Here is a 24,200-nt window from a genome sequence, read left to right on the forward strand (position 1 = left end):
GGCTCGTACGTTCAGGGGGAGCGCTCGCCACGTGCATTCTTCGCACGATCGCGTGCGTCGAGCGCCATCCTGCCCTGGGCCAGTCCGTCGCCGAGATTGCCCAGGCGCCTGCGCCACTCGTTGACCAGTTGCCAGTCGGCCAGGCCCATGACCTCGCTGCTCGCGGACGCAAGCTTGACCAGCCCCAGGTTGCTCGCCACGCCTTTCAGCGCATGCGCCTGATCGCGCAGAAGATCCCAGTCACCCGATTCGCCGGCCGCCGCGAACCCGGCAATGCACGACTCGGCATCGGCGAGACACTGGGTGATGAATTCGCGTTCGAAGTTGTCACCCATGCCCAGGGCGGCAAGCTCATCCAGCACACCCGCGTCGAACACGCCATCGACCCGCACGGTCGCGACCGGCTCGCGGGGCGCGGCGGGTTCACCCACGCGGACGTTCAGCGCGATCTCGGCCAGGGTGTCGAGCATCCGCTTGATCGAGACCGGCTTGGCCATGAAGGCACGTGCGCCCGCCTGCTCGCACGCCTGGATCGACTCCGGCGTCACGTCGGCGCTGAGCACCAGCACCGGCGTGCGGCGCCCGCCCCCGGCCTCCATCACGCGCAATTCCTTCAGCAGGTCCAGCCCGCTGAGCCGCGGCATGTGCAGGTCGGCGATCACGACGTCGTAGTCGGAGACATCGAGCGCCGCCAGCACGCCCTCGCCGTCCGTCACGCAGGTGACGCGATGGCCGGCCTTCTGCAGGAGCCGCTGCAATACCATCCGGTTGGCGGCATGGTCGTCGGCAACGAGGACCTGCAGGCTCCTGACCCTCGCGCGGTGCCGCAGGAACGGGTCGGAGAATGCGATGACGTTCTCGGGGCTTTCAGCGACCGGATCGACCCGGCCAGCGCGCTCCGGCACGCCCGCATCGGAAGCGGCCGGCGCCGCCGCCACCCGGTCGAAGGGCACTTCCACCCAGAACCGGCTGCCGCGCTGCTCGGTGCTCTCGAACCCGATGCTGCCGCCCATCGCCTCGGCCAGTCCCTTGGCGATGGTGGTCCCCAGCCCGGTTCCGCCGTAACGACGCCCCAGGCTGACATCGGCCTGTTCGAACGCCTCGAACAGGCGGTTGCGGATCGCCATCGGCACGCCGATACCGGTATCGGTCACGGTGAACCGCAGCCTCACCCGGTCGCCGCCCTGCTCTACCACTTCGACATCGAAGCGGACCGAGCCATGGTCGGTGAACTTGATCGCATTGCCCGCCATGTTGACCAGCACCTGGCGCAGGTGCACGTCGTCACCGCATACCGCATCCGGCACGTCGGGGGCCACGGTCGCCACGTAACGCAACTGCTTGGCCCGCGCCTGTGGCTGGAGGATCAGGCCGATGCCTTCGACCAGCTCGCGCACGTCGAATGCGATGAACCTGAGCTTGACCTTGCCCGCCTCGATCGCGGAGATGTCCAGCACGTCCTCGACCAGCGACAACAGGCTGCGGGTGGACGCCTGGATGGTGTCGAGGCACTCGCGCTGCTCGCTGTCGAGCTCGGTGGTCGACAGCAGCTCGGACATGCCGGCCAGGCCGTTGAGCGGGGTGCGGAACTCGTGGCTCATGTTGGCCAGGAACCGGCTCTTGGCCTCGCTCGCGCGGCGGGCCTCGCGGGTGGCGCGGGTCAGGTCGCGCAGCAGCCCGGACAGGTAAAGCGGCACGGCCACCAGCCCGAGCAGCAGCCCGATGCCCAGGCTCCGGTTGTCCAGCCACCAGTAGTCGTTGCCGGCGATCACCGCGCCGAAGCCCAGGAACGCCGCGACGACCGCGGCGATGAGATAGCGGTTGCCGTACCGCAGGCCGTTGCCGACGGTCACCCACATCAGGATCACGTAGACCCAGCCCAGCGGCTCGCCCATGCGGATCATCGCGACGGTCATCAGGCCGTAGTCCGCGAGCATCCCGATGCAGCGGCGAACATGCGACTTCCGTGGATCGACGAGAATCCAGCCGATCAACGCGGCGCCGACCACCAGCCCGGTGAACACCAGCGCGAGGACATCGGAATAGGCCGCGACATCCAGCGTTCCACCGGCGCCGCGGACCAGCAGGTAGGCCAGCACGACCAGCAACACGGCGATGCGGATCAACGCCTGCCCGTGCTCGCTGTCCTCGCGCCGCGACAACCGCTCCTTCATCCATGACAGGGATCGTGTCATTGCCTACTCCGTGCCCGGACGGGCGGCTGCTCCTGCATAACGGCCACAGACTTCTTCCAACTGCGCCCGGTTGCGTATCAGCACATCGACGCATGCGGGGTCGAACAGGCGACCGCGCTGCGCGTAAAGGTACGCAAGCGCCGCATCGATGGTCCACGCGGGTTTGTACGGCCGGACCGAGATCAGCGCATCGAAGACATCGGCCACGGCGACGATCCGCGCTTCGAGCGGGATCTCCTCGCCCACCAGTCCGTTGGGATAGCCGCTGCCGTCGAAACGCTCGTGGTGACGCAACGCGATGATGGCGCCGGCCTGGATGAACCGGTTCCGGCTGCCGCTGAGCAGTTCGTGGCCGATGCGCGGATGGCGGCGCATGACGGCGGTTTCCGCCTCGTCCAGCGGACCGGGTTTCAGCAGCACCGCGTCGGGTATGGCGATCTTGCCGATGTCGTGCAGCGGCGCGGCCAGTTCGATCGTGCGCACTTCCTCCTCGGGCAGGCCGAGGTGCTCGGCGATCATGCCGGCCAGGTGCGCCATGCGTTCCAGGTAGACGCTGGTGCCGGTATCGCGGTACTCAATCGCACGGGCCAGGCGCGACAGGGTCTCGCGCTCGCGCTCCTCCAGCTCGTGCATGTTCGACAGCAGGCGCTGTTCAAGCGAAAGAGCGCGCTGCTTGACGCCTTCGGACTGCTGTCGCAATTGCAACAGGTTGCGGCAGCGGGCGCGCAGCTCGCGGGGACGCACCGGCTTGACGAGGAAATCGATCACTCCGGCATCGAGCGCCGCCTGCCGGATCGGCTCGTCGCCGACCACGGTCACCAGCACGATCGGAATGTCGCTGTGCAACGGAACGCGCCGGAAGCGGCGGGCGAACTCCAGCCCGTCCATGCCCGGCATGCGGTAGTCCAGCAGCAGCAGGTCCGGCAGGTTTTCGTGGCACCAGCCCAGCGCGGCATCCGGCTCGCCGAAGTCGTGCACCGCCAGGCCCGGGCCGATGTCCTCGATGATGTGCCGCAGCATCGTGCGCGCAGAGGTCTGGTCATCGACGATGACAACGTTCACAACGGCCTGCCCATGGGTGCCTCCCCCCGACGACTGTCGCCCCGAGAATACCCCCAGCGCCCCGGATCCGACAGGGCGGAATGCGTCAGGCGTTATGCTCTGGCCGCATGTAGGGGAACAGCAGCACGTCGCGGATCGACGAGGAGCCGGTCAGCAGCATCACCAGCCGGTCGATGCCGACGCCGAGCCCGCCGGTCGGCGGCAGGCCGACCTCCAGGGCGCGGATGTAGTCGGCGTCGAAGTGCATCGCCTCATCGTCGCCCCCCTCCTTCGCGTCGACCTGGGCCTTGAAGCGCGCGGCCTGGTCTTCGGGGTCGTTGAGCTCGGAGAAACCGTTGGCCAGCTCCTTGCCGCCGACGAACAGCTCGAAGCGGTCGGTCATGCCGGGGTCGGCGTCGTTGGCGCGGGCCAGCGGGCTGACCTCGACCGGATGCTCGGTGATGAAGGTCGGCTGCACCAGGGTGTGCTCGACGGTCTTCTCGAAGATCTCCAGCAGCAGCTTGCCCCAGCCCTGCGAGGGCTTGGTCGGGACGCCGAGGCGGGCGCAGTGGGCGCGCATCTTCTCGACATCGCGCAGGTCGTCGCGACTGATCTCGGGGTTGTGTTCGAGCACCGCGTCGCTCATCGACCAGCGCCGGAACGCCGGGCCGAGGTCGATCGACTGGCCGTCCCACTCTACCCGGGTGGTGCCGAGGACCGATGTCGCGACGTCGCGGATCACGCCTTCGGTCAGGTCCATGACCTCGCTGTAGGTGGCGTAGGCCTCGTACAGCTCGAGCATGGTGAACTCGGGGTTGTGCCGGGTCGACACGCCCTCGTTGCGGAAGTTGCGGTTGATCTCGTAGACCCGCTCCAGCCCGCCGACCACCAGCCGCTTGAGGTACAGCTCCGGTGCGACGCGCAGGTACAGGTCGAGGTCGAGCGCGTTGTGGTGGGTGGCGAACGGCTTGGCCACCGCGCCGCCGGGGATGTAGTGCATCATCGGCGTCTCGACCTCGAGGAAGCGCCGGCTGTCGAGCCACTCGCGCATCGCCCGGATGATCTTGCTGCGCTTGACGAACACCTCGCGCGCCTCGGGCGAGACGATCAGGTCGACATAGCGCTGGCGGTAACGCTGCTCGACGTCAGCCAGCCCATGGAACTTGTCCGGCAGCGGCCGCAACGACTTGGTCAGCAGCCGCAGGGCGTCGACCTTGACCGACAGTTCGCCGGTGCGGGTGCGGGTCAGCACGCCCTCGGCGCCGACGATGTCGCCGACGTCCCAGCCCTTGAACGCGGCGTAGGTATCGCCGAGCGCGGCGGCCTGCAGGAACAGCTGCAGCCGGCCGGACTCGTCCTGGACCTGCACGAAGCTGGCCTTGCCCATCACCCGCTTGAGCAGCAGGCGGCCGGCGACGGCGACGCGGTGGCCCTTGGCCTCGAGCGCCTCGGCGGTCCATTGCTCCGCGTCGGCGTACTCGGCCTGCAGGTCGCCGGCGTAGTCGCCACGGCGGAAGTCGTTCGGGAACGCCACGCCCTGCCCGCGCAACGCCGCCAGTTTGGCGCGACGCTCGGCGATCAGCTTGTTTTCGTCGGGCGGCGTCGGGGTGGCGTTGTCGGTCATGGTGGAGTCGGTCATGGAATGGGGGCGTTTGTAGGAGCGACGTTAGTCGCGATGTCACTGAAGCCGTTTGCGTCGTGCGGTCGCGACTTACGTCGCTCCTACAACGGAGGGCTTATGTGGCGTCGGCGCGTTTGGCGCCGGCTTCCAGCCCGGATTTCAGGCTCGCCTCGACGAACTCGTCCAGGTCGCCATCCAGCACCTTCTGCGTATCGCTGCGCTCCACCCCGGTGCGCAGGTCCTTGATCCGCGACTGGTCGAGCACGTAGTTGCGGATCTGGCTGCCCCAGCCGATGTCGGACTTGGTCGCCTCGACCGCATCGCGCTCGGCGTTGCGCTTCTGGATCTCCAGCTCATAGAGCTTGGCGGCCAGCATCTTCATCGCATTGTCGCGGTTCTGGTGCTGGCTGCGGCCGGTCTGGCAGGCGACCACGGTGTTGGTCGGGATGTGGGTGATACGCACCGCCGACTCGGTCTTGTTGACGTGCTGGCCACCGGCGCCGGAACTGCGGTACACGTCGGTGCGCAGGTCGGCGGGGTTGATGTCGATCTCGATGTTGTCGTCGACTTCCGGCGACACGAACACCGCGGTAAAGCTGGTGTGGCGGCGGTTGTCGGAGTCGAACGGCGACTTGCGCACCAGCCGGTGCACGCCGGTCTCGGTCTTGAGCCAGCCGTAGGCGAAGTCGCCTTCGACCCGGACCGTGGCCGACTTGATGCCCGCCACTTCACCGCCACTGACTTCCATCAGTTCGGCCTTCCAGCCGCGCGACTCGGCCCAGCGCAGGTACATGCGCAGCAGGATCTCGGCCCAGTCCTGCGCCTCGGTGCCGCCGGCGCCGGCCTGGATGTCGACGAACGCCGCGGCGCCGTCCATCTTGCCGGAGAACATGCGCTGGAATTCGAGCTTCTCGACTTCGATCGTGGTGGCATCGACATCGTCGACCACGGCCTGCGCGGTCGACTCATCGTTTTCCATCTCGGCCAGCTCAAGCAGCTCCTCGGCGCTGGCCAGGCCTTCCGTCAGGCTGCCGATGCTGAGCACCTTTTCCAGCGAAGCGCGCTCGCGGCCCAGTGCCTGGGCGCGATCGGCGTCGTTCCATACATCGGGGCTTTCCAGCTCCCGGTTTACTTCTTCGAGACGTTCGACCTTGGCATCGAAGTCAAAGGTACCCCCTCAGCGCATCCAGCCGACCCTTGAGGTCGACGATGCGCTGGCGGACGGGATTCAGTTCGATCATGTCCGTGGTTTGTCCGTGATTCTGCGGCGGAAAATTGACCGGCAATTCTAGCAGGTGCCATCCGCGGTGGCGGGAGGATCGCCAGCCGATTCTCCTCTTCCGATGCGTTCTTCCAGGAAGTGGCGGTAGCGCCGACATTCCCCCGCCAGCCGCAGCCGCTACAGCAGTTCCAGCCAGGGGATTGCGGCGTTCGCGGTCGCGTAGAACACCGTGCAATACCTCAGGATCCAGTCAGGCCGGCTCCGGTCCATGGGTTCGTGGCTCCACCGGGTCCAGGGCCAGCCCTTCTTGCTCGGGTCGGCGGTATGCACTTCCTCGATCCGGTCCGGTATCGGTACCAGATCGAGTTCCCTCACCACCCGTGTCTTGAGGTCCAGGTCGACCCCGTCCACCACCAGGTAACCCTGCGGCACCACCAGCCGGGCGATGTTGCGCAGGCACTTTTCGGCGAGCACGTCGTCCATCGGCCCGAGGAAGTTACGCGCCAGCACCACGTCCTGTGGTCCCAGCAGGTCGAGCAGGCGCGGGTCGGTGGCGTCGCAGGCGCTCCAGGCCACCCCCTCGCGCAACCAGTCCTGTACCCGGACCGCGCCGCCCGGCAACGGTTCGACCAGCCCCTCGAATGGCGCCAGCTGGGTCGCCACGTCATTGCCACCACCGAGGTCGTACAGTCCTCCGGCCACCGCCGGTGCGTTGGCCCGGTAGACACCTCGCCTGGCGACTTCGACCACCTCGGCGGAAATATCCACGCCCTGCGCGACCACGTTGAAATCCGGCCGCGCGGTGCGGATCACCCACAGTGCGGAATACAGTTCGACGCCGGTGCTGCAGCCGACGGAGGCGAGCCGCACGGTGGCGCCCTGTTCAAGATGGCAGAGACGGTCCCGCAGCACTTCCAGCTGCGGCACGTTGCGCATGAACCAGGTGGCATGCGACTGCTGCCGCTCGGTGTCGCGGATGTAATGGTCGTAGACGAAGGTGCCGACCCGGCGCATCAGCCGCGTATCCAGGAAGGCGTTCGGCAACCGCCTCCAGATGTATCGAACCGGCCGTACGCAGGGGGCGAAGATCGTCGCGAACATGCTGCTGCTCATGCGGACCCCCGGTTGCATCGTCATATGCATCCCGCAACGGCCCCAAGGGCGGCATGCGGCCACCCGCGCCCGGTTCAGATCCCTTCGCGATGGACGACCACCAGTTGCACGGCGCCGCCGCCGCGATAGTCGTCGGGTTCCAGCCGATAGGCGATGCGGATCCGGGCCGGCGGTGGCTGCCCGTCCCAGCCGCCGAAATGGATGGCATTCAGGCGCAACCCGGCGTGGTCGAGTTCCAGCTTCAGATGGCGCTCGCCGACGACCCGCCAGCGGGCCACCTCGAACTCGCCGTCGAACTGCGGCTCTGGGAACGCCTGCCCCCACGGGCCGCCATGGCGCAGGGCCTCGGCGTGCCGGTGGTTGAACTCTTCGCGCTGCAACTCGCCATCGCTGAGGATCTCGACGCGCAGCAGGTCCGGGGTCAGCAGGCGTTCGGCGCACTCCCGGAAGGCCTGCTCGAAAGCCTGCAGCGCCTGTAACGGCAACGACAGTCCCGCGGCCATCGCGTGGCCGCCGTATTTGCCGAGCAGGCCCGGATGGCAGGCGTCCACGGCCGCGAGGGCGTCGCGGATGTGGAAGCCGGGGATCGACCGGGCCGATCCGCGCAGGAGATCGCTGCCGGGTTCGGCCGGTGCGAACGCGATCACGGGACGGTGCAGGCGTTCCTTCATCTTCGAGGCGACCAGCCCCACCACACCCGGATGCCAGGACGGATCGTGCAGGCACACGGCCACCGGCGCCGTCGCCGCGTCGAGCGCCACCGCGGCAAAAGCCATCTCGGCTTCGTCGGTCATCTGCTGCTGCATGGCGCGGCGCTCGACGTTGATCCGGTTCAACGTATGGGCGATCTCGCGGGCCTGTGCTGGATCGTCGGTCAGCAGGCATTCGATCCCGAGCGCCATGTCTTCGAGCCGGCCGGCGGCATTCAACCGTGGCGCGATGGCAAAACCGATGTCGCTGGCGGAAAGCCGGGCCGGGTCACGCTGGGCGACTTCGATCAGGGCGCCCAGGCCGGCACTGCCCTCCCCCGCACGCAGCCGGCGCAGCCCCGCCGAAACGAGGGCCCGGTTGTTGGCATCGAGCGGAACCAGGTCCGCCACCGTGCCGACGGCGACCAGGTCGAGCAGGCGCGACAGGTCCGGGCCGTTGCCGTCGAAAACGCCGGCTTCACGCAACCGTCGACGCAGGGCGAGCAGGACATAGAACATCACCCCCACCCCGGCCAGTACCTTGCTGGGGAACGGATCGCCCGGCTGGTTGGGATCGACGATCGCATCGGCCGGCGGCAGGGTCTCGCCTGGCAGATGGTGGTCGGTCACCAGCACCTGCCAGTCGCGCGCCCTGGCCGCGGCGATGCCGGCGTTGCACGCGATGCCATGATCGACCGTCACCAGCAGGTCCGGTTGCAACCCCGCAAGTTCCTCGACCAGCGCCGGGGACAAGCCGTAACCGTGGACGAGGCGGTTCGGCACGGCATGCGACACTCGCCTGGCGCCGAGCATCCGCAGGCCGCGCACCCCCACCGCGCAGGCGGTGGCGCCGTCGCAGTCGAAATCGCCGACGACCACGATGTGGCGATCGTCGGCGATCGCATCGGCCAGCAGCCGTGTCGCGGCATCGAGGCCAAGCAGGCTGTCGGGAGGCAACAGGTTGGCGAGCCGGGGCTGGGCCAGCTCGATGGATCCGGCACCCCGGGCACCATAGATCCGCTGCAGCAGTGGCGGAACGTGGTCGGGCCAGGGCCCCGAACTGACCGGCGCGCGGCGGCGCAGTGTTGTGGTCGGCGTCATTCCGGTTCGTTGTCCGGCGGACGCTGGACAAACGACTGCAGCGGACGGCGCCAGAAGCGCCATCGATGCGCGCGCGCAAGGCGGAAGCGCCGGCCGTCGCCGAACTCGAGCGAGGCGCCGTCGAGCTTGCCCGACCCCAGGTCGGCAATCATCGGGGCGAACCAGTCGCGGTCGAGCACGGCCAGGTCGCGGATGTCGCGCAGGTCCAACAGCCGTTGCCCCTCGCCCCGCTGCCAGCGTTCGGGCAGTGGTCCCGTTGCGACGTGAGCGGCTCCCGCGAATGCCTGGATCGCGTCATCGCCGCCCAGTATCTCGCTGAAACCGGTGCGCACATGGTCCGGCATGCGACCCGCACCCCAGAACCACAGCGAGTTGACCGGGGTCAGTCCGGCAGCCGCGCGGCGCTGGTTGTGCGGGTGGTTGTGCAACACGATCTGGGCCTCGCTCAGCAAGGCCCTCCAGCGCCGACCGTCGCTGCCTTCCGGCAGGTGCTCGAACAGGTCGGCACCCAGCGCACGTGCAGGATCTGCCAGAACGGGCAGCCGTGCCCCTTCAGGCAGGCGCAGGTACCAGCGCGTGGGAACCGGGGCGTCGATCGGGAAGCCGGCATCGCCAAACAGTGGCTTGAGTGCCGGCAGCAGCGCATCGGTATCGGCGCGGGTCAGGCCGAGGGCGTCTCCATGGGCCAACAGGCGCGCGCCATTGATGTCGGGCTGGACATAGACCGGATCGGCGCGCATCCAGCCGCTGCCGGCCGCGTTGCCGGCATCGCGCTGGCGGGTTACCGCGGCAACCGGCCAGCCGCGCGGCAGGATGTCGAACACGCGCGGGAGCGGATCGGCTTCGACATCGTCCTGGTCGGCCCGGCCGAGCCATTGCGCGGTCGGTTGCAACAGGCGTTGCCCGCCGAATCGCGCACGCGGCGGCAGCAGCAGGGTGGCCGTGCCCACCGGTGCTCAGCCCTCGTAGCGGACGGCGATGATGTCGTACTCGCGGGTGCCGCCGGGGGCGTCGATGCTGACGCTGTCGCCCTCGTGCTTGCCGATCAGGGCGCGCGCGACCGGCGAGGAGATCGCTATCAGGCCCTGCTTGATGTCGGCTTCGAGGTCGCCAACGATCTGGTAGGTGCGCTCCTCGTCGGTGTCGGTGTCGGCCAGCTCGACGGTGGCGCCGAACACGATGCGCGAGCCGGCGTTGAGCGACGAGATGTCGATCACCTGGGCATGCGACAGCTCGGCTTCGAGCTGCTTGATGCGGCCCTCGATGAAACCCTGCTGTTCGCGGGCGGCGTGGTACTCGGCGTTCTCCTTGAGGTCGCCATGGGCGCGGGCCTCGGCGATCGCGTGGATCACGGCCGGGCGCTTGGTGGACTTGAGCTCGTCGAGCTCGGCGCGCAGTCGCTGCGCGCCCTTGCTGGTGATGGGTGCTTGCATGGTGGAATCCTGCTGCCGGCCAGGCCGGCGGTGGTTCTGTCAGTCGGGAGATTGTGGATCGATTGTGCTCGATCCCGATTGTGCACGGATAGCCGCTGGAGCGTGTGCAAACGGTATGGGCCTGTAGGAGCGACGTAAGTCGCCATCGGGAGCCGGTGTCGCCGGCCGGCTTCCCATCGCGACTTACGTCGCTCCTACAAGGAACCTACGCGGACGCTGGGTCAGCGGCTGCCGTTCACCTCGGCGTGCAGTTCCTGCAGCGACCACACCGGGCCGGTGCCGCGGAACTCCATCGATTGCACCAGCGCACGCGCGCCGGCGACGGTGGTCGAGTACGTGACCCGCTGCTGCAGCGCCTCGCGGCGGATCGAGAACGAGTCGGAAATCGCCTGCCGGCCTTCGGTGGTGTTGATGATGTAGGCGATCTCGCCGTTCTTGATCAGGTCGACGATGTGCGGGCGGCCCTCGGTGACCTTGTTGATCGCCTCGCACTCCAGCCCCTGCTCGCGCAGGAAGGCGGCGGTGCCGTGGGTGGCGACCAGCGAATAGCCGCGGCGCACGAGGTCCTGCGCGACCGACACGACCCGCTGCTTGTCCGGGTCGCGTACCGACACGAAGACCTTGCCGCCATCGGGCACGCTCTTGATCCCGCCGGCCTCCTGCGCCCGCGCCATCGCCGCGCCGAAGCTGCGGCCGACGCCCATGACCTCGCCGGTCGAGCGCATCTCCGGCCCGAGGATCGGATCCACGCCCTGGAACTTGGCGAACGGGAAAATCGCTTCCTTGACCGAGTAGTAGTCGGGGATGACCTCGGCGGTCGCACCCTGCTCGGCTAGAGTCTTGCCGGCCATGCAACGCGCAGCGATCTTCGCCAGCGGCATTCCGGTGGCCTTGGACACGAACGGCACCGTGCGCGACGCGCGCGGGTTCACTTCCAGCAGGTAGATGGTGTCGTCGCCGCTCGCGTCAGTCTGGATCGCGAACTGGGTGTTCATCAGCCCGACCACGTCGAGCGCCTTGGCCAGCGCGACGACCTGTTCGCGCAGCCGCGCCTGGGTGGCGGCGGACAGCGAGTACGGCGGCAGCGAGCACGACGAGTCGCCCGAATGCACGCCGGCCTCCTCGATGTGCTCCATCACGCCGCCGATCAGCACGTTGCCGTCCTTGTCGGCGATCACGTCGATGTCGACCTCGACCGCATTGTCGAGGAAGCGGTCGAGCAGCACCGGCGACTTCTCCGAGACCCTGACCGCGTCACGGATGTAGCGCGACAGGTCGGCGTCGGAATGCACCACTTCCATCGCCCGGCCGCCGAGCACGTAGCTCGGGCGCACGACCAGCGGATAGCCGACCTCGCGGGCGAGCGCGATCGACTCGTCGGCGTTGCGGGCGATGCGGTTCGGCGGCTGCTTCAGGCCGAGGTTCTCGACCAGCTGCTGGAAGCGCTCGCGGTCCTCGGCCAGGTCGATGCTGTCGGGGCTGGTGCCGATGATCGGCACGCCGGCGGCTTCCAGGTCCTGCGCCAGCTTCAGCGGAGTCTGGCCGCCGTACTGGACGATCACGCCCCTGGGCTTTTCGAGGTCGCAGATTTCCAGCACGTCCTCGAGCGTCAGCGGCTCGAAGTACAGGCGGTCGGAGGTGTCGTAATCGGTCGACACGGTCTCCGGGTTGCAATTGACCATGATGGTTTCGTAACCATCCTCGCGCAGCGCGAGCGCGGCGTGCACGCAGCAGTAGTCGAACTCGATGCCCTGCCCGATCCGGTTCGGGCCGCCGCCGAGCACGATGATCTTGTCGCGGTCGCTCGGGTCGGCTTCGCACTCGTCCTCGTAGGTCGAGTACATGTAGGCGGTGGTGGTGGCGAACTCGGCGGCGCAGGAGTCGACCCGCTTGTACACCGGGCGAACGCCGAACGCGCGGCGCAGGGTGCGCACCGCAGCCTCGTCGGTACCCGTCAGCTGGGCGATGCGGGCGTCGGAAAAACCGAGACGCTTGAGCGCGCGCATGCGATTGGCGTCGAGCGCTGACAGACCGGCTTCGGCGACCTTCTTTTCGGCGGCGATGATCTCTTCGATCTGGTCGAGAAACCACGGGTCAACGAACGACAGGGTGTGCACGTCCTCCACGCTCATGCCGGCGCGGAAGGCGTCGCCGATATGGAAGATGCGTTCCGGGCCCGGCTCCTTGAGCTCGCGCCGCAGTTTGGTCCGGTCATCCTCGCTGGACAGGTCCAGGCCGGTCGGGTCGAGCCCGACCTTGCCGGTCTCCAGCCCGCGCAGTGCCTTCTGCAGCGACTCCTGGAAGGTGCGGCCCATCGCCATCACTTCGCCGACCGACTTCATCTGGGTGGTCAGGCGCGAATCGGCGGCCGGAAACTTCTCGAATGCGAAGCGCGGGATCTTGGTGACCACGTAATCGATCGCCGGCTCGAACGACGCCGGGGTCGCGCCGCCGGTGATCTCGTTGCGAAGCTCATCGAGCGTGTAGCCGACCGCGAGCTTGGCCGCGACCTTGGCGATCGGGAAGCCGGTCGCCTTCGACGCCAGCGCCGAGGAGCGCGACACCCGCGGGTTCATCTCGATCACCACCACGCGGCCGTTCTGCGCGTTGATGCCGAACTGCACGTTGGAGCCGCCGGTGTCGACGCCGATCTTGCGCAGCACCGCGATCGAGGCATCGCGCAGGCGCTGGTATTCCTTGTCGGTCAGGGTCTGCGCCGGGGCGACGGTGATGGAGTCGCCGGTGTGCACGCCCATCGCGTCGAAGTTCTCGATCGAGCAGACGATGATGCAGTTGTCCGCGGTGTCGCGGACCACTTCCATCTCGAACTCCTTCCAGCCCAGCACCGATTCCTCGACCAGCACCTCGTTGGTCGGCGAGAGCTCGAGGCCGCGCTTGACGATCTCCTCGAACTCCTCCTTGTTGTAGGCGATGCCGCCGCCGCTGCCACCGAGGGTGAAGCTGGGGCGGATGATGGTCGGGTAGCCGACGGCCGCCTGGATCTCGACCGCCTGCTCGAAGGTCTTGGCGACCGCCGCCTTCGGGCATTCCAGGCCGATCTCGGCCATCGCCACGCGGAACAGCTCGCGGTCCTCGGCCATGCGGATCGCATCGCGCGAGGCGCCGATCAGTTCGACGTCGTACTTCTCCAGCACGCCGTTGTCGGCGAGGTCGAGCGCGCAGTTGAGCCCGGTCTGGCCGCCCATGGTCGGCAGCAACGCGTCGGGCCGTTCCTTGGCGATGATCTTCTCGACCGTCTGCCAGTTGATCGGCTCGATGTAGACCGCGTCGGCCATGTCCGGGTCGGTCATGATCGTCGCCGGGTTGCTGTTGACCAGCACCACCCGGTAACCCTCGTCGCGCAAGGCCTTGCAAGCCTGGGCGCCGGAGTAGTCGAACTCGCAGGCCTGGCCGATCACGATCGGGCCGGCGCCGATGATCAGGACGGTCTTGATGTCGGTACGCTTGGGCATGTCAGTGCGCCTCGGCTTTCTTGTCATTCATGGAGGCGACGAACCTGTCGAACAGCGGCGCCACGTCGTGCGGGCCGGGACTGGCCTCGGGGTGGCCCTGGAAACTGAAGGCCGGCGCATCGGTCAGGGCGATGCCCTGGTTGGAGCCGTCGAACAGCGAACGGTGGGTCACGCGCACGTTGGCTGGCAGCGTCGCCTCGTCCACCGCGAAGCCGTGGTTCTGGCTGGTGATCATCACCCGGCCGCTGTCGAGGTCCAGCACCGGGTGGTTGGCGCCGTGGTGGCCGTACTTCATCTTCAGGGTCTGGGCGCCGACCGCGAGGCCGAGCAACTGGTGGCCGAGGCAGATGCCGTAGGTCGGGATCTTTTTGTCGACGAACTCGCGGATCGCCGCGATCGCGTAGTCGCACGGCGCCGGGTCGCCCGGACCGTTGGACAGGAACACGCCGTCGGGCTTGAGCGCGAACACTTCGGCCGCGCTGGTCTGCGCCGGCACCAGCGTGACCTTGCAACCGCGCTCGGCGAGCATCCTCAGGATGTTGTGCTTGACCCCGAAGTCATAGGCAACGACGTGGTGGATGGCCTCGGCGCGGACGAACTCGCCGCTGTCGAGGTCGAGCTGGCCGTCGAGCCACTGCAGCGGCTCGCGGATGCAGACTTCCTTGGCGAGGTCCATGTCCTTGAGCCCGGCGAACTTGCGCGCCGCTTCCAGCGCCTTCTCGGCATCGAGGCCGTCGCCGGCCATGATCGCGCCGGACTGGGCGCCGGTCTCGCGCAGCAGCCGGGTCAGCTTGCGGGTGTCGATGTCGGCGATCGCGACCACGCCGCGTTTGGCCAGCCACTCCGGCAGTGCGACCTGGTTGCGCCAGTTGCTCGGTCGGCGCGGCACGTTGCGCACGATCAGGCCGGCGGCCCAGGCCCGGGTCGACTCGTCGTCGTTGTCGGTGCAGCCGGTGTTGCCGACGTGCGGATAGGTCAGGGTGACCAGCTGGCGGGCGTAGGACGGGTCGGTCAGGATTTCCTGGTAACCGGTCATCGCGGTGTTGAACACCACTTCGCCGACCGAAAGGCCGGGCGCGCCGACGGAAATGCCCTCGAAGATGGTGCCGTCTTCGAGCGCAAGGATTGCGGGTTGGTTCACGGGGATCGCCTTGATTGCCAGGGAATCCTGACTCCACCAGGCGCAGCGCAAACCGGAATGCAGGTTGCAGCAAAGCGCGGACACGGTGCGGGACCGGTCCGAAAATGGAGTTCAGGCGAACGGGAATTCTAGCGATGAAGTCGCCTGGACGCCAGCGGCTTGTTCAGTCGCGGTGCGGATATCCACCCAGGTCCCGGGCCCGTGTAGGAGCGACGTAAGTCGCGATAGGCAGTCGTGCAGCGGTCGAAGGTCCCATCGCGACTTACGTCGTTCCTACAGGAGGTCGCGGAGTCCGTAGCTTCCGGGGTCCCGGCCGGCCAGCCGCGCGGCCGCATGCAATGCCCCGCGGGCGAACACGTCGCGATTGGTCGCCCGGTGGACGAGCTCCACCCGCTCGCCCAGGCCGGTGAACTGCACCAGGTGCTCACCAACGATGTCGCCGGCACGGATGGCGGCGTGGCGTGGTGTCGCCCCGCCCTCCTCCGCGCACGCGCCCAGCACCAGCGCCGTGCCCGACGGGGCATCCTTCTTGTGCACGTGGTGGGATTCGACGATGTCGCAATCCCAGCCCGGCAGCGTCCGGGCCGCGCGCTCGACCAGCTCGCACAACACCGCCACGCCGAGGCTGAAATTGGCCGCCCACAACACCGGAATGCGCGCGGAGGCACGGTCGATCGCCGCGCGCTGCTCCGGCCCCAGTCCGGTCGTGCCCGACACCAGCGCGGCGCCGCGTTCGAGACACAGCCCGAGGATGGCGTCGAAACCCGCCGGCAGGCTGAAATCGATCGCGACATCGAACGCGGGAACACCGTGGAGTTCGGCCACCGAGAACTGCGGCACGCCATCCACCACCCGCTGCGCCGGCTTGCTGCGCGACACCGCGGCAACCAGCTGGATATCGTCGCGTTCGGCCGACAGCCGCGACAGGGCCTGGCCCATGCGGCCCGAGGCGCCGTGGATGAGGATGCGGATAGGCGGGTTCATCGACGCAGGCTAGCCGGCCCGGCAAGGGCCGACAAGCACGTTGTCGGGATCAGGAGGTCATCCGGTCCCAGAAGCCCTTCACCCCGTCGAGGAAGGTCGACGAACGCGGCGAGTGCTTGCGTGCGTTCTCGCCGGTAAAGGTCGCCTCCAGCTTCGCCAGCAGCTCACGCTGCTCGCTGGTCAGGTTGACCGGGGTCTCGACCACGACGCGACAGTACAGGTCGCCGGTACGGCGGCTGCGAACCGACTGAACGCCCTTGTCGCGCAGCCGGAATACCTTGCCGGTCTGGGTTTCGGTCGGGATCCGCAGCTCGACCTCGCCACCCAGGGTCGGCACCCGGATGGTGTCGCCCAGCGCGGCCTGGCCAAGGCGGATCGGCACGTCGCAATGCAGGTCGTCGCCGTCGCGCTGGAAAATCTCGTGCTCGCGCACGCGCACGTCGACGTAGAGGTCGCCCGGCGGCGAACCGGCCGGCCCCGCTTCGCCCTCGCCGGCCAGGCGGATGCGGTCGCCGTTGTCGACGCCCGCGGGGATCTTGACCGACAGGGTCTTGGTCTTCTCGATACGGCCCTGGCCGTGGCAGTCGCCACAGGGATTGGCGATCGTCTGGCCGCGGCCGCCGCAATGCGGGCAGCCCTGCTGCATCGAGAAAATGCCGCGCTGGAAGCGCACCTGGCCACGACCGTTGCAGGTCTGGCAGGTATCGAGTTTGCCGTCGGCCGAGCCGCTGCCGTCGCAGGTTTCGCACTCGTCCAGCGTGGGGATCTCGACCTGCTTCTCGATGCCGCGGACGGCCTCTTCCAACGACAGCTCCATCACGTAGCCGATGTCGGCACCGCGACGCGGACCGCGGCCACCACCGGCGCCACCCCCGAAGATGTTGCCGAAGATGTCACCGAAGATGTCGCCCATGTCGGCGTAGCCGGCACCCGCCCCGGCGCCGCCCATGCCGTGCTCGAACGCGGCATGGCCGTGCTGGTCGTACATGCGCCGGCGATTGGCATCGGCCAGCACCTCGTACGCCTCCTTGCACTCCTTGAACGAGGCTTCGGCGGCGTGGTCGCCCGGGTTGCGGTCCGGGTGGTACTTCATCGCACAGCGGCGGTAGGCCTTCTTCAGGTCGTCGGCACCGGCATCGCGGGCCACGCCCAGGACTTCGTAGTAATCGCGCTTGCTCATCTTCCACTGCTTCCCTGCCCCACCGGATGACCGGGACGGGGACTGGTGGTCATGCAACAACGGGCCCGGAATCGCGCGTGGCGACCCGGGCCCTCAATACGTCCACGCCCGCAGGCGTGGACCTGGTTCGAACGGAGGACCTGGACGCCTTACTTCTTCTCGTCGTCCTTGACCTCGGTGAACTCGGCGTCGACCACGTCGTCGGCGGCCTGGCCCGCACCGGCACCGGCGTCACCGGCCGCATCCGCGCCCGGCTGCTGCGACTGCAGCGCCGCCATCAACGCCTGCACGGCCTCTTCCAGCGCCTTGCTCTTGGCCTCGATCTGCGACTTCTCGTCGCCCTTCATCGCAGTCTCGAGCTCGGCAATCGCGCTTTCGGCCGCACCGATCGCGTCGCCCGGCAGCTTCTCGCCGTTCTCCTTGATGGTGCTGCGGGTCATGTGGATCAGGCCGTCGGCCTGGTTGCGTGCCTGCACCAGCTCGTGGAACTTCTGGTCTTCCTCGCGGTTGGCCTCGGCGTCGGCGACCATCTTCTGGATCTCTTCGTCCGACAGGCCCGAGCCGGCCTTGATCTCGACCTTCTGCTCCTTGCCGGTCTTCTTGTCCTTGGCGGTCACGTGGACGATGCCGTTGGCGTCGATGTCGAACGACACCTCCACCTGCGGCATGCCGCGCGGCGCCGGCTCGATGCCGGACAGGTCGAAGCGCGCCAGCGACTTGTTGTAGCGGGCCTGCTCGCGCTCGCCCTGCAGCACGTGCACGGTGACCGCGGACTGGTTGTCCTCGGCGGTCGAGAAGGTCTGCGACGCCTTGGTCGGCACCGTGGTGTTCTTTTCGATGATCTTGGTGAACACGCCGCCCAGGGTCTCGATGCCGAGGCTCAGCGGGGTCACGTCGAGCAGCAGCACGTCCTTGACGTCGCCGGCCAGCACGCCGCCCTGGATCGCGGCGCCGAGCGCGACGGCCTCGTCGGGGTTCACGTCCTTGCGCGGCTCCTTGCCGAAGAACTCCGCCACCGCTTCGCCGACCTTCGGCATGCGGGTCTGGCCACCGACCAGGATCACCTCGGCGATGTCGCTGGCGCGCAGGCCGGCGTCGTTCAGCGCGGTGCGGCACGGGCCGATCGTCTTCTTGACCAGATCGTCGACCAGCGACTCCAGCTTGGCGCGGGTCAGCTTGATGTTGAGGTGCTTCGGGCCGCTCGCATCGGCGGTCACGTACGGCAGGTTGACCTCGGTCTGCTGCGCGGACGACAGCTCGATCTTGGCGCGCTCGGCGGCGTCCTTGAGGCGCTGCAGGGCCAGGTGGTCCTTGCGCAGGTCGATGCCCTGGTCCTTGTTGAATTCGTCGACGAGGTAATCGATGACGCGCTTGTCGAAGTCCTCGCCACCCAGGAAGGTGTCGCCGTTGGTGGCCAGCACCTCGACCTGCATCTCGCCGTCGACCGAGGCGATTTCAATGATCGACACGTCGAAGGTGCCGCCGCCGAGGTCGTACACCGCGACCTTGCGGTCGCCGCCCTTCTTGTCCATGCCATAGGCCAGCGCGGCCGCGGTCGGCTCGTTGATGATGCGCTTGACGTCGAGCCCGGCGATCCTGCCGGCGTCCTTGGTCGCCTGGCGCTGGCTGTCGTTGAAGTACGCCGGCACGGTGATCACCGCCTCGCTGACGGTCTCGCCCAGGTAGGCCTCGGCGGTCTTCTTCATCTTGCTCAGCACTTCGGCGGAGATCTGCTGCGGCGCCATCTTCTTGCCGTCGGCAGTCGCGACCCAGGCGTCGCCATTCTCATGCGCGACGATGCTGTACGGCACCAGCTCGAGGTCCTTCTGCACTTCGCCGTCGGTGAACTTGCGGCCGATCAGGCGCTTCACCGCATAGAAGGTGTTCTTGGGGTTGGTGACGGCCTGGCGCTTGGCCGAGGCGCCGACGAGGATCTCGCCGTCCTTGGTGTAGGCGACGATGGATGGCGTGGTGCGGTCGCCTTCGGCGTTCTCGATGACCTTCGCCTTGCCGCCTTCCATGATCGCCACGCACGAATTGGTCGTGCCCAGGTCGATACCGATGATCTTGCCCATGGTGTTGCTCCCTCTTGAATCCGGATGTTTTGGGGCGGTCTTTGCCGCCGATGAACGCTATCTGGGGTCGGCGTCCGGCAGTTCAAGAACCGCCGCGGACCGCACGATTCAGTCGTGGTTGCTGACGACGACCAGCGCCGGGCGCAACAGACGCTCGTTCAGCAGCCAGCCCTTCTGGTAGACCTGCACGACGTGGCCGGGCGGGTGCTCGGCGCTGTCGACCGTGCTCATCGCCTGGTGGTGGTCGGGGTTGAACGGCTGTCCGGCCGGGTTGACCTCGACCAGGCCGTTGTCGGCGGTGACCTTCAGCAGCTGCTTGAGGGTCAGCTCGATGCCCTGGCGCAGCGCGACGGCATCCTCGCCTGCCGCGGCGAGGCCGGCTTCCAGGCTGTCGATGACCGGCAACAGCTCGGCCAGCAGGCGTTCGTTGGCGAACTTGCGCGCCGTGTCGCGCTCGCGCTCCAGGCGCTTGCGCTGGTTTTCGAGGTCGGCGCGGTCACGCAGGGTGTCTTCGCGCAGCTGGGCGAGCTCGGCCTGGACGGCCTCCAGTTCGGCCGCGAGGGGGGATTGCTCGTTATCGACGGCGGCCTGCTCGGCCGCGTCCTTCATGGGTTCGGTGGTCATGCTGGGCTCTGGTCCTGGCGCGCACGGGCATGGATCCCGTGGATATGTTGACGACAGGAACGAGCAATGGGGCCGCTGCAGGGGAATTCAAGCTGCGGCCGGCCATGGTCCGGCCAGGCCCGGACGGCCCCGCGATCGCGCCGGTGCGGGTGTCCGCACCGGCGCGTGGTTGCTAGAGCTTCGTCCAGGCCATGTTCGAGAACTGCCCGACGCCCGGCTGGAAATGGGCTGCGGTGCTGTTGCACCAGTTGCCGAACGGCGCCGGACGGCACCGGTACAGCTCGCCGTCGGTGGCCAGCACCACGGTCTGCCCCGGCACGTAGCTGCCCCGGCCCTGCGGGTAGACGTAGTCGTAGTCGTCCTGCGGGTCGGGAGCATCGTCGTTGAAGCTGCCGGTCAGGCTGACACCCGAGATCGCGCTCCAGGCATGCACCAGCACGTGGTAGGTCCCGGCCTGCACGTTGTTGATGGTGCAGGTCTCGTTGGTGGTCGGGGTTTCGGACTTGCAGTCGAAGCTGGTGGTGCTGGGCTGGCTGCCGAACTTCACGTACAGGTCGGCGTCACCGTTGCCACCGGAAGTCACGAACTTCAGGCTGGTGGTGCCCGCCGGAACCACCAGGGTGAAGTACTGGTTGCTCTTGGAGGCGCCGCTGATACCGGTTTTCGGCACGCCGTTCTCCAACTCGCCATCACCACCGCCGCCGCCAACGGCCACGGTCACGGACTTGGTCTCGCTATCGGTTGCGCCGTCGTTGTCGGTCACCGTCAGGGTGACGTCGTAGGTGCCATCGGCCGCATAGGTGTGATTGGGGTTGGTCTGGGTCGAGGAATCGCCGTCGCCGAAGTCCCAGCTGCGCGATGCGATGTTGCCGTCGCTGTCGCTGGAACCATCGGTGAAGCTCACCGCCAGGCCGTTCACGCTGGAGCTGAAGCCTGCGGTGGGCGCCTGGTTCTCCGGCGGTTCGGTGTCGCCCGCGGTCTTGGCCAGCTCGCCCAGAAAGGCCAGTCCGAGCTTGGCGAACTTGACGCTGTTCTGCGCCGACTCGCCCATGCTCTGCAGCGTGTCGTACGAGGTGTGGATGTTGGGATTGTAGCCACCGGGATCGCCGGCCTCGAACATCATCGCGGCCGGGAAGCCGGCGTTCGTCCACGAGGCGTGGTCCGAGCAGCCGTAGCCGCAGGTATAGGTACCACGGGTCAGGCCAAGGGGCGCCAGGTATTCGTCGAACAGATCGACAAGGAATGCCTTGAGGGCCGTGCTGGAGTAGTCGGTGACCAGTTGCATGTCATCGACTGCGCCCGACTTGTAGTTGGTCATGTCCAGCTGCATCACGCCGACCACGTTGACCCCGTCGTTGGCGAAGGATTGTGCGATCGCATTGGAACCCCGCAGGCCGACCTCCTCGGCGGCGTAGCCCATGAACTTGACCGTGCGCCGCGGTTGCCAGCCATTGGCCAGGGCGATCCGGATCACTTCGGTCAGGGTGGCGATGCCGGATGCGTCGTCGTCCGCGCCGGGCGCCACCTGGTTGCTGCTGCCGCCACCGTTGACGTTGATGGAGTCCAGGTGGGCTCCAAGCACCAGCACTTCGTCGGGCAGCTCGGCGCCCTGGACGGTCAGGATGACCGAGGGCTGGGTCGAGCAACTGCTGCAGCCGGACAGTTCGACATCGACGTCGTTGCGACCGGCGGCGAGGCCCTGCCAGGTATCACGGATCCATTCGGCCGAAGCCTTGCCGTAGCTGCTGCTGTAATAGCGGTTCCGGTAGCTGGAAAGATGGTCGATGGTGTCGTAGAGGTTGCTTTCGCTGACGCTCGCCAGCCATGGATCCACCGTTGCCTGGTTGTCGATGCTGTAGTCGGCCAGCAATGACGACCGGACCGCATCCGCGGAGCGGTCGGAGCGCACGAAGGCATCGGCCTCGGCCCGTGTGCGGAACGCGAAATATCCACCGCAGCGATGTTCGCGCTGATGGATGTAGTCGTTGACCTGGCTGAGTTGGTGGGCCTTGATCTCCGACACCACCAGCGTGTTGCCGATGCTGTCGCGCCGGGCCGCGCCGTTGCGGGCGAAGCTGGCGATACCTTTGAACGTCTTGTCCGCGGTCACGATGTAGACCGGGGCAAACGGATCGGACTCGAGCTGCATCGACGCCAGCTCATTGGCGGCATGGGAATGCGGGGGACTGGCTTGCGCCGATACCGCGCCGCAGTAAAGGGCTCCGGCAATCAGCATGGTGAGGCATCGCAACTTCATGGGAATGCTCCTGTCGGCCGCGCGGTCACGCGGCAATGATGGGTGCCCGCCGTGTTCGTGACGGTGGTCCGATTGAGGGAATTCACGGTTCTGCGTACTTGCCGGATATCGGCAATGCCTTGCGCCGGTGCGCGGCAACCCCGGTCGAAACCGGGGTTGCCGCTGGAGATGCCGTATCGGTCATTCGACCGGTACGTGATGCTCCGGCTTCGGTCTTACAGCTTCGTCCAGGCCATGAACGAGAACTGCCCGCCCGGCTGGTAGAAGCTGTTGTTGCACCAGTTGCCGAACGGCGCCGGACGGCACTGGTACAGCTCGCCATCGCTGGCCAGCACCACGGTCTGCCCCGGCACGTAATTGCCGCGGCCCTGCGGGTAGACGTAGTCGTAGTCGTCCTGCGGATCGGGATCCGGGTCGGGGTTGGGGGCGTCGTCGTTGTAGCTGCCGGTCAGGCTGACACCCGAGATCGCGCTCCAGGCATGCACAAGCACGTGGTAGGTGCCGGCCTGCACGTTGTTGATGGTGCAGGTCTCGCTGGTGGTCGGGGTTTCGGACTTGCAGTCGAAGTCGGTGGTGCTCGGCTGGCTGCCGAACTTGACGTACAGGTCGGCGTCACCGTTGCCGCCGGAGGTGACGAACTTCAGGTTGGTGGCGTCGGCCGGAACGACCAGGGTGAAGTACTGGTTGCTCTTGGACGCGCCGCTGATGCCGGTCTCCGGCACGCCGTTCTCCAGTTCGCCATCGCCGCCACCGCCGCCGTCGCCGACCGTCACCGACCTGGTCCGGGTATCGGAGGCACCCTCGTTGTCGGTCACCGTCAGGGTGACGTTGTAGGTGCCGTCCGCGGCATAGGTGTGGCTCGGATTGGTCTGGGTGGAGGAGCCACCGTCACCGAAATCCCAGTTGCGCGACGCGATGCTGCCGTCGCTGTCGGTGGAGCCGTCGGTGAAGCTCACCGTAAGGCCGTTGACGCTGGTGGTGAAGTCCGCCACGGGATCGCCATTGCCGCCACCGCCACCGCAACCCGACGGCAGCGAACCGCCATTGACGCCGACGACCTGGAACGCGTCGATCACGTCCTGGCCATCCATGCCCATGTCACACGCCGCCTGGACCACGCCCGGCGCGCCCTGGTTGAAGGTGCTGCTGGCGGTCCAGTAGTCGCGGTTGGCGCGGGCGAAGGCCTGGAACGCGGTCTTGGTGTTCCATCCCGACGTCGTGGCCAGAGTGTAGAACGCCTTGTTGTAGACGCCCGAGGAATAGTGCACGTCCATGCCGTTCTGGTAGTCGCTGGCGTGGTCGATAGACACGCCGTCCTGGGTCGGGTTGGCCATGTAGCGCAGCGCGCCGTTGCCCTTGACGATCTGGCCGCCCATGAGCCAGTCGTTGCTGCCGTTCATGTAGTACTCGGCGGCCTCGCCGGCGATGTCCGAGAAGGCCTCGTTCATGCCGCCGGACTGGTTCTCGTAGATCAGGCCCGAGTTCTGCTCGGTGTAGCCATGCGAGACCTCGTGGCCCGACACGTCCAGCGAGACCAGCGGGTAGAACCGGGTCCTGCCGTCGCCGAACAGCATCGCCGAACCGTTCCAGTACGCGTTCTCGTGCTGCGAGCCGTAGTGCACCGCCATGGTCAGCTGGAAGCTGAGCGGCGCGGCATTCATGTAATCGCTGTACATGTCGAAGATCACGCCGCCGAAGTACAGCGCGTCGTTGATCGGCGAGTAGGCGCCGTTGACCTGCTTGAAGGTATTGCGCGGACAGTTGTACGAATAGGCGGGCTTGCCCCATTCGCTGGTGGCGCCGTTGAGGTTGACCGCCTTGACGTTGGCGTTGTTCATCGTGCAGGTGCTACCGCTCTGCTGCACGTCGAGATAACCGAAGTCGACACCATACTCGTACTGGCCGGTCTTCTGGTTGCCACCCGGGCCGGTGCCATCGGCCGGCTGCAGGTTTTCGTACTGGTGCAGGATGCGGCCGGTATCGGCATCGACGATCACCACCGGCCGCGTCGGCGCGCCGCCGCCGGCCTTGTCGGCGAAGTACGACACGAC

At 67.4% G+C, this 24,200-nt stretch carries 16 protein-coding genes; all 16 read right to left on the reverse strand.

Annotated elements, in window-relative coordinates; genetic code table 11:
• Window positions 1-11 precede the first annotated feature (11 nt).
• Window positions 12-2,195: an ATP-binding protein gene (locus tag ACT9AS_RS08905; RefSeq protein ID WP_445099753.1), complete on the reverse strand. Its 2,184-nt coding sequence runs from the start codon at window positions 2,193-2,195 to the stop codon at window positions 12-14.
• 3 nt (window positions 2,196-2,198) lie between these two features.
• Complete coding sequence (locus ACT9AS_RS08910; RefSeq protein ID WP_445099754.1) at window positions 2,199-3,257, reverse strand: HD domain-containing phosphohydrolase; 1,059 nt, start codon at window positions 3,255-3,257, stop codon at window positions 2,199-2,201.
• A gap of 85 nt (window positions 3,258-3,342) precedes the next feature.
• Window positions 3,343-4,860, reverse strand: coding sequence for a lysine--tRNA ligase (lysS, locus tag ACT9AS_RS08915; protein WP_445099805.1), 1,518 nt, complete (start codon window positions 4,858-4,860; stop codon window positions 3,343-3,345).
• Between the two features lie 112 nt (window positions 4,861-4,972).
• A protein-coding gene (gene prfB / locus ACT9AS_RS08920; RefSeq protein ID WP_445099755.1) for a peptide chain release factor 2 occupies window positions 4,973-6,098 on the reverse strand; the annotation gives its coding sequence in 2 pieces (ribosomal slippage) (window positions 4,973-6,022 and window positions 6,024-6,098; 1,125 coding nt in all).
• A 158-nt stretch (window positions 6,099-6,256) separates the two neighbouring features.
• Window positions 6,257-7,192 carry a CheR family methyltransferase gene (locus tag ACT9AS_RS08925; RefSeq protein WP_445099756.1) on the reverse strand — a complete coding sequence of 312 codons (936 nt, stop codon included), beginning with the start codon at window positions 7,190-7,192 and terminating at the stop codon, window positions 6,257-6,259.
• Between the two features lie 74 nt (window positions 7,193-7,266).
• On the reverse strand, window positions 7,267-8,982 hold the full coding sequence (gene recJ / locus ACT9AS_RS08930; protein WP_445099757.1) for a single-stranded-DNA-specific exonuclease RecJ: 1,716 nt from the start codon (window positions 8,980-8,982) through the stop codon (window positions 7,267-7,269).
• Window positions 8,979-9,932, reverse strand: coding sequence for a phosphoglycerate mutase (locus tag ACT9AS_RS08935; protein WP_445099758.1), 954 nt, complete (start codon window positions 9,930-9,932; stop codon window positions 8,979-8,981). Before ACT9AS_RS08935 ends, recJ begins: the two co-directional genes overlap by 4 nt.
• Before the next feature lie 6 nt (window positions 9,933-9,938).
• The gene (gene greA, locus ACT9AS_RS08940; protein WP_445099806.1) at window positions 9,939-10,403 is read right to left on the reverse strand and encodes a transcription elongation factor GreA; all 465 of its coding nucleotides are present in this window, start codon (window positions 10,401-10,403) and stop codon (window positions 9,939-9,941) included.
• Window positions 10,404-10,636: 233 nt separating this feature from the next.
• On the reverse strand, window positions 10,637-13,888 hold the full coding sequence (gene carB, locus ACT9AS_RS08945) for a carbamoyl-phosphate synthase large subunit (protein WP_445099759.1): 3,252 nt from the start codon (window positions 13,886-13,888) through the stop codon (window positions 10,637-10,639).
• A 1-nt stretch (window position 13,889) separates the two neighbouring features.
• Entirely contained in the window at window positions 13,890-15,029 is a 1,140-nt protein-coding gene (gene carA, locus ACT9AS_RS08950) for a glutamine-hydrolyzing carbamoyl-phosphate synthase small subunit (protein ID WP_445099760.1), read from the reverse strand.
• A gap of 273 nt (window positions 15,030-15,302) precedes the next feature.
• On the reverse strand, window positions 15,303-16,013 hold the full coding sequence (dapB, locus tag ACT9AS_RS08955; RefSeq protein ID WP_445099761.1) for a 4-hydroxy-tetrahydrodipicolinate reductase: 711 nt from the start codon (window positions 16,011-16,013) through the stop codon (window positions 15,303-15,305).
• A gap of 49 nt (window positions 16,014-16,062) precedes the next feature.
• Window positions 16,063-17,193: a molecular chaperone DnaJ gene (dnaJ, locus tag ACT9AS_RS08960; protein ID WP_445099762.1), complete on the reverse strand. Its 1,131-nt coding sequence runs from the start codon at window positions 17,191-17,193 to the stop codon at window positions 16,063-16,065.
• 149 nt (window positions 17,194-17,342) lie between these two features.
• Window positions 17,343-19,268, reverse strand: a complete 1,926-nt coding sequence (dnaK, locus tag ACT9AS_RS08965; RefSeq protein WP_445099763.1) for a molecular chaperone DnaK — start codon at window positions 19,266-19,268, stop codon at window positions 17,343-17,345.
• A gap of 108 nt (window positions 19,269-19,376) precedes the next feature.
• Window positions 19,377-19,892, reverse strand: coding sequence for a nucleotide exchange factor GrpE (grpE, locus tag ACT9AS_RS08970; RefSeq protein WP_445099764.1), 516 nt, complete (start codon window positions 19,890-19,892; stop codon window positions 19,377-19,379).
• A gap of 172 nt (window positions 19,893-20,064) precedes the next feature.
• Window positions 20,065-22,149, reverse strand: coding sequence for a M20/M25/M40 family metallo-hydrolase (locus ACT9AS_RS08975; RefSeq protein ID WP_445099765.1), 2,085 nt, complete (start codon window positions 22,147-22,149; stop codon window positions 20,065-20,067).
• 215 nt (window positions 22,150-22,364) lie between these two features.
• Window positions 22,365-24,200, reverse strand: a 1,836-nt coding sequence (locus ACT9AS_RS08980; protein WP_445099766.1) for a M4 family metallopeptidase, incomplete at its 5' end; no start/stop codon positions are given.

Source organism: Lysobacter sp. F60174L2 (genome assembly GCF_052547135.1).

Bases quoted from the DNA above. Each gene is read 5' to 3' on its own strand.
- ACT9AS_RS08975 (WP_445099765.1), bottom strand. From the start codon at position 22,149: ATGAAGTTGCGATGCCTCACCATGCTGATTGCCGGAGCCCTTTACTGC.
- carB (WP_445099759.1), bottom strand. From the start codon at position 13,888: ATGCCCAAGCGTACCGACATCAAGACCGTCCTGATCATCGGCGCCGGC.
- recJ (WP_445099757.1), bottom strand. From the start codon at position 8,982: ATGACGCCGACCACAACACTGCGCCGCCGCGCGCCGGTCAGTTCGGGG.
- ACT9AS_RS08905 (WP_445099753.1), bottom strand. From the start codon at position 2,195: ATGACACGATCCCTGTCATGGATGAAGGAGCGGTTGTCGCGGCGCGAG.
- grpE (WP_445099764.1), bottom strand. From the start codon at position 19,892: ATGACCACCGAACCCATGAAGGACGCGGCCGAGCAGGCCGCCGTCGAT.
- lysS (WP_445099805.1), bottom strand. From the start codon at position 4,860: ATGACCGACAACGCCACCCCGACGCCGCCCGACGAAAACAAGCTGATC.
- dnaK (WP_445099763.1), bottom strand. From the start codon at position 19,268: ATGGGCAAGATCATCGGTATCGACCTGGGCACGACCAATTCGTGCGTG.
- ACT9AS_RS08925 (WP_445099756.1), bottom strand. From the start codon at position 7,192: ATGAGCAGCAGCATGTTCGCGACGATCTTCGCCCCCTGCGTACGGCCG.
- dnaJ (WP_445099762.1), bottom strand. From the start codon at position 17,193: ATGAGCAAGCGCGATTACTACGAAGTCCTGGGCGTGGCCCGCGATGCC.
- dapB (WP_445099761.1), bottom strand. From the start codon at position 16,013: ATGAACCCGCCTATCCGCATCCTCATCCACGGCGCCTCGGGCCGCATG.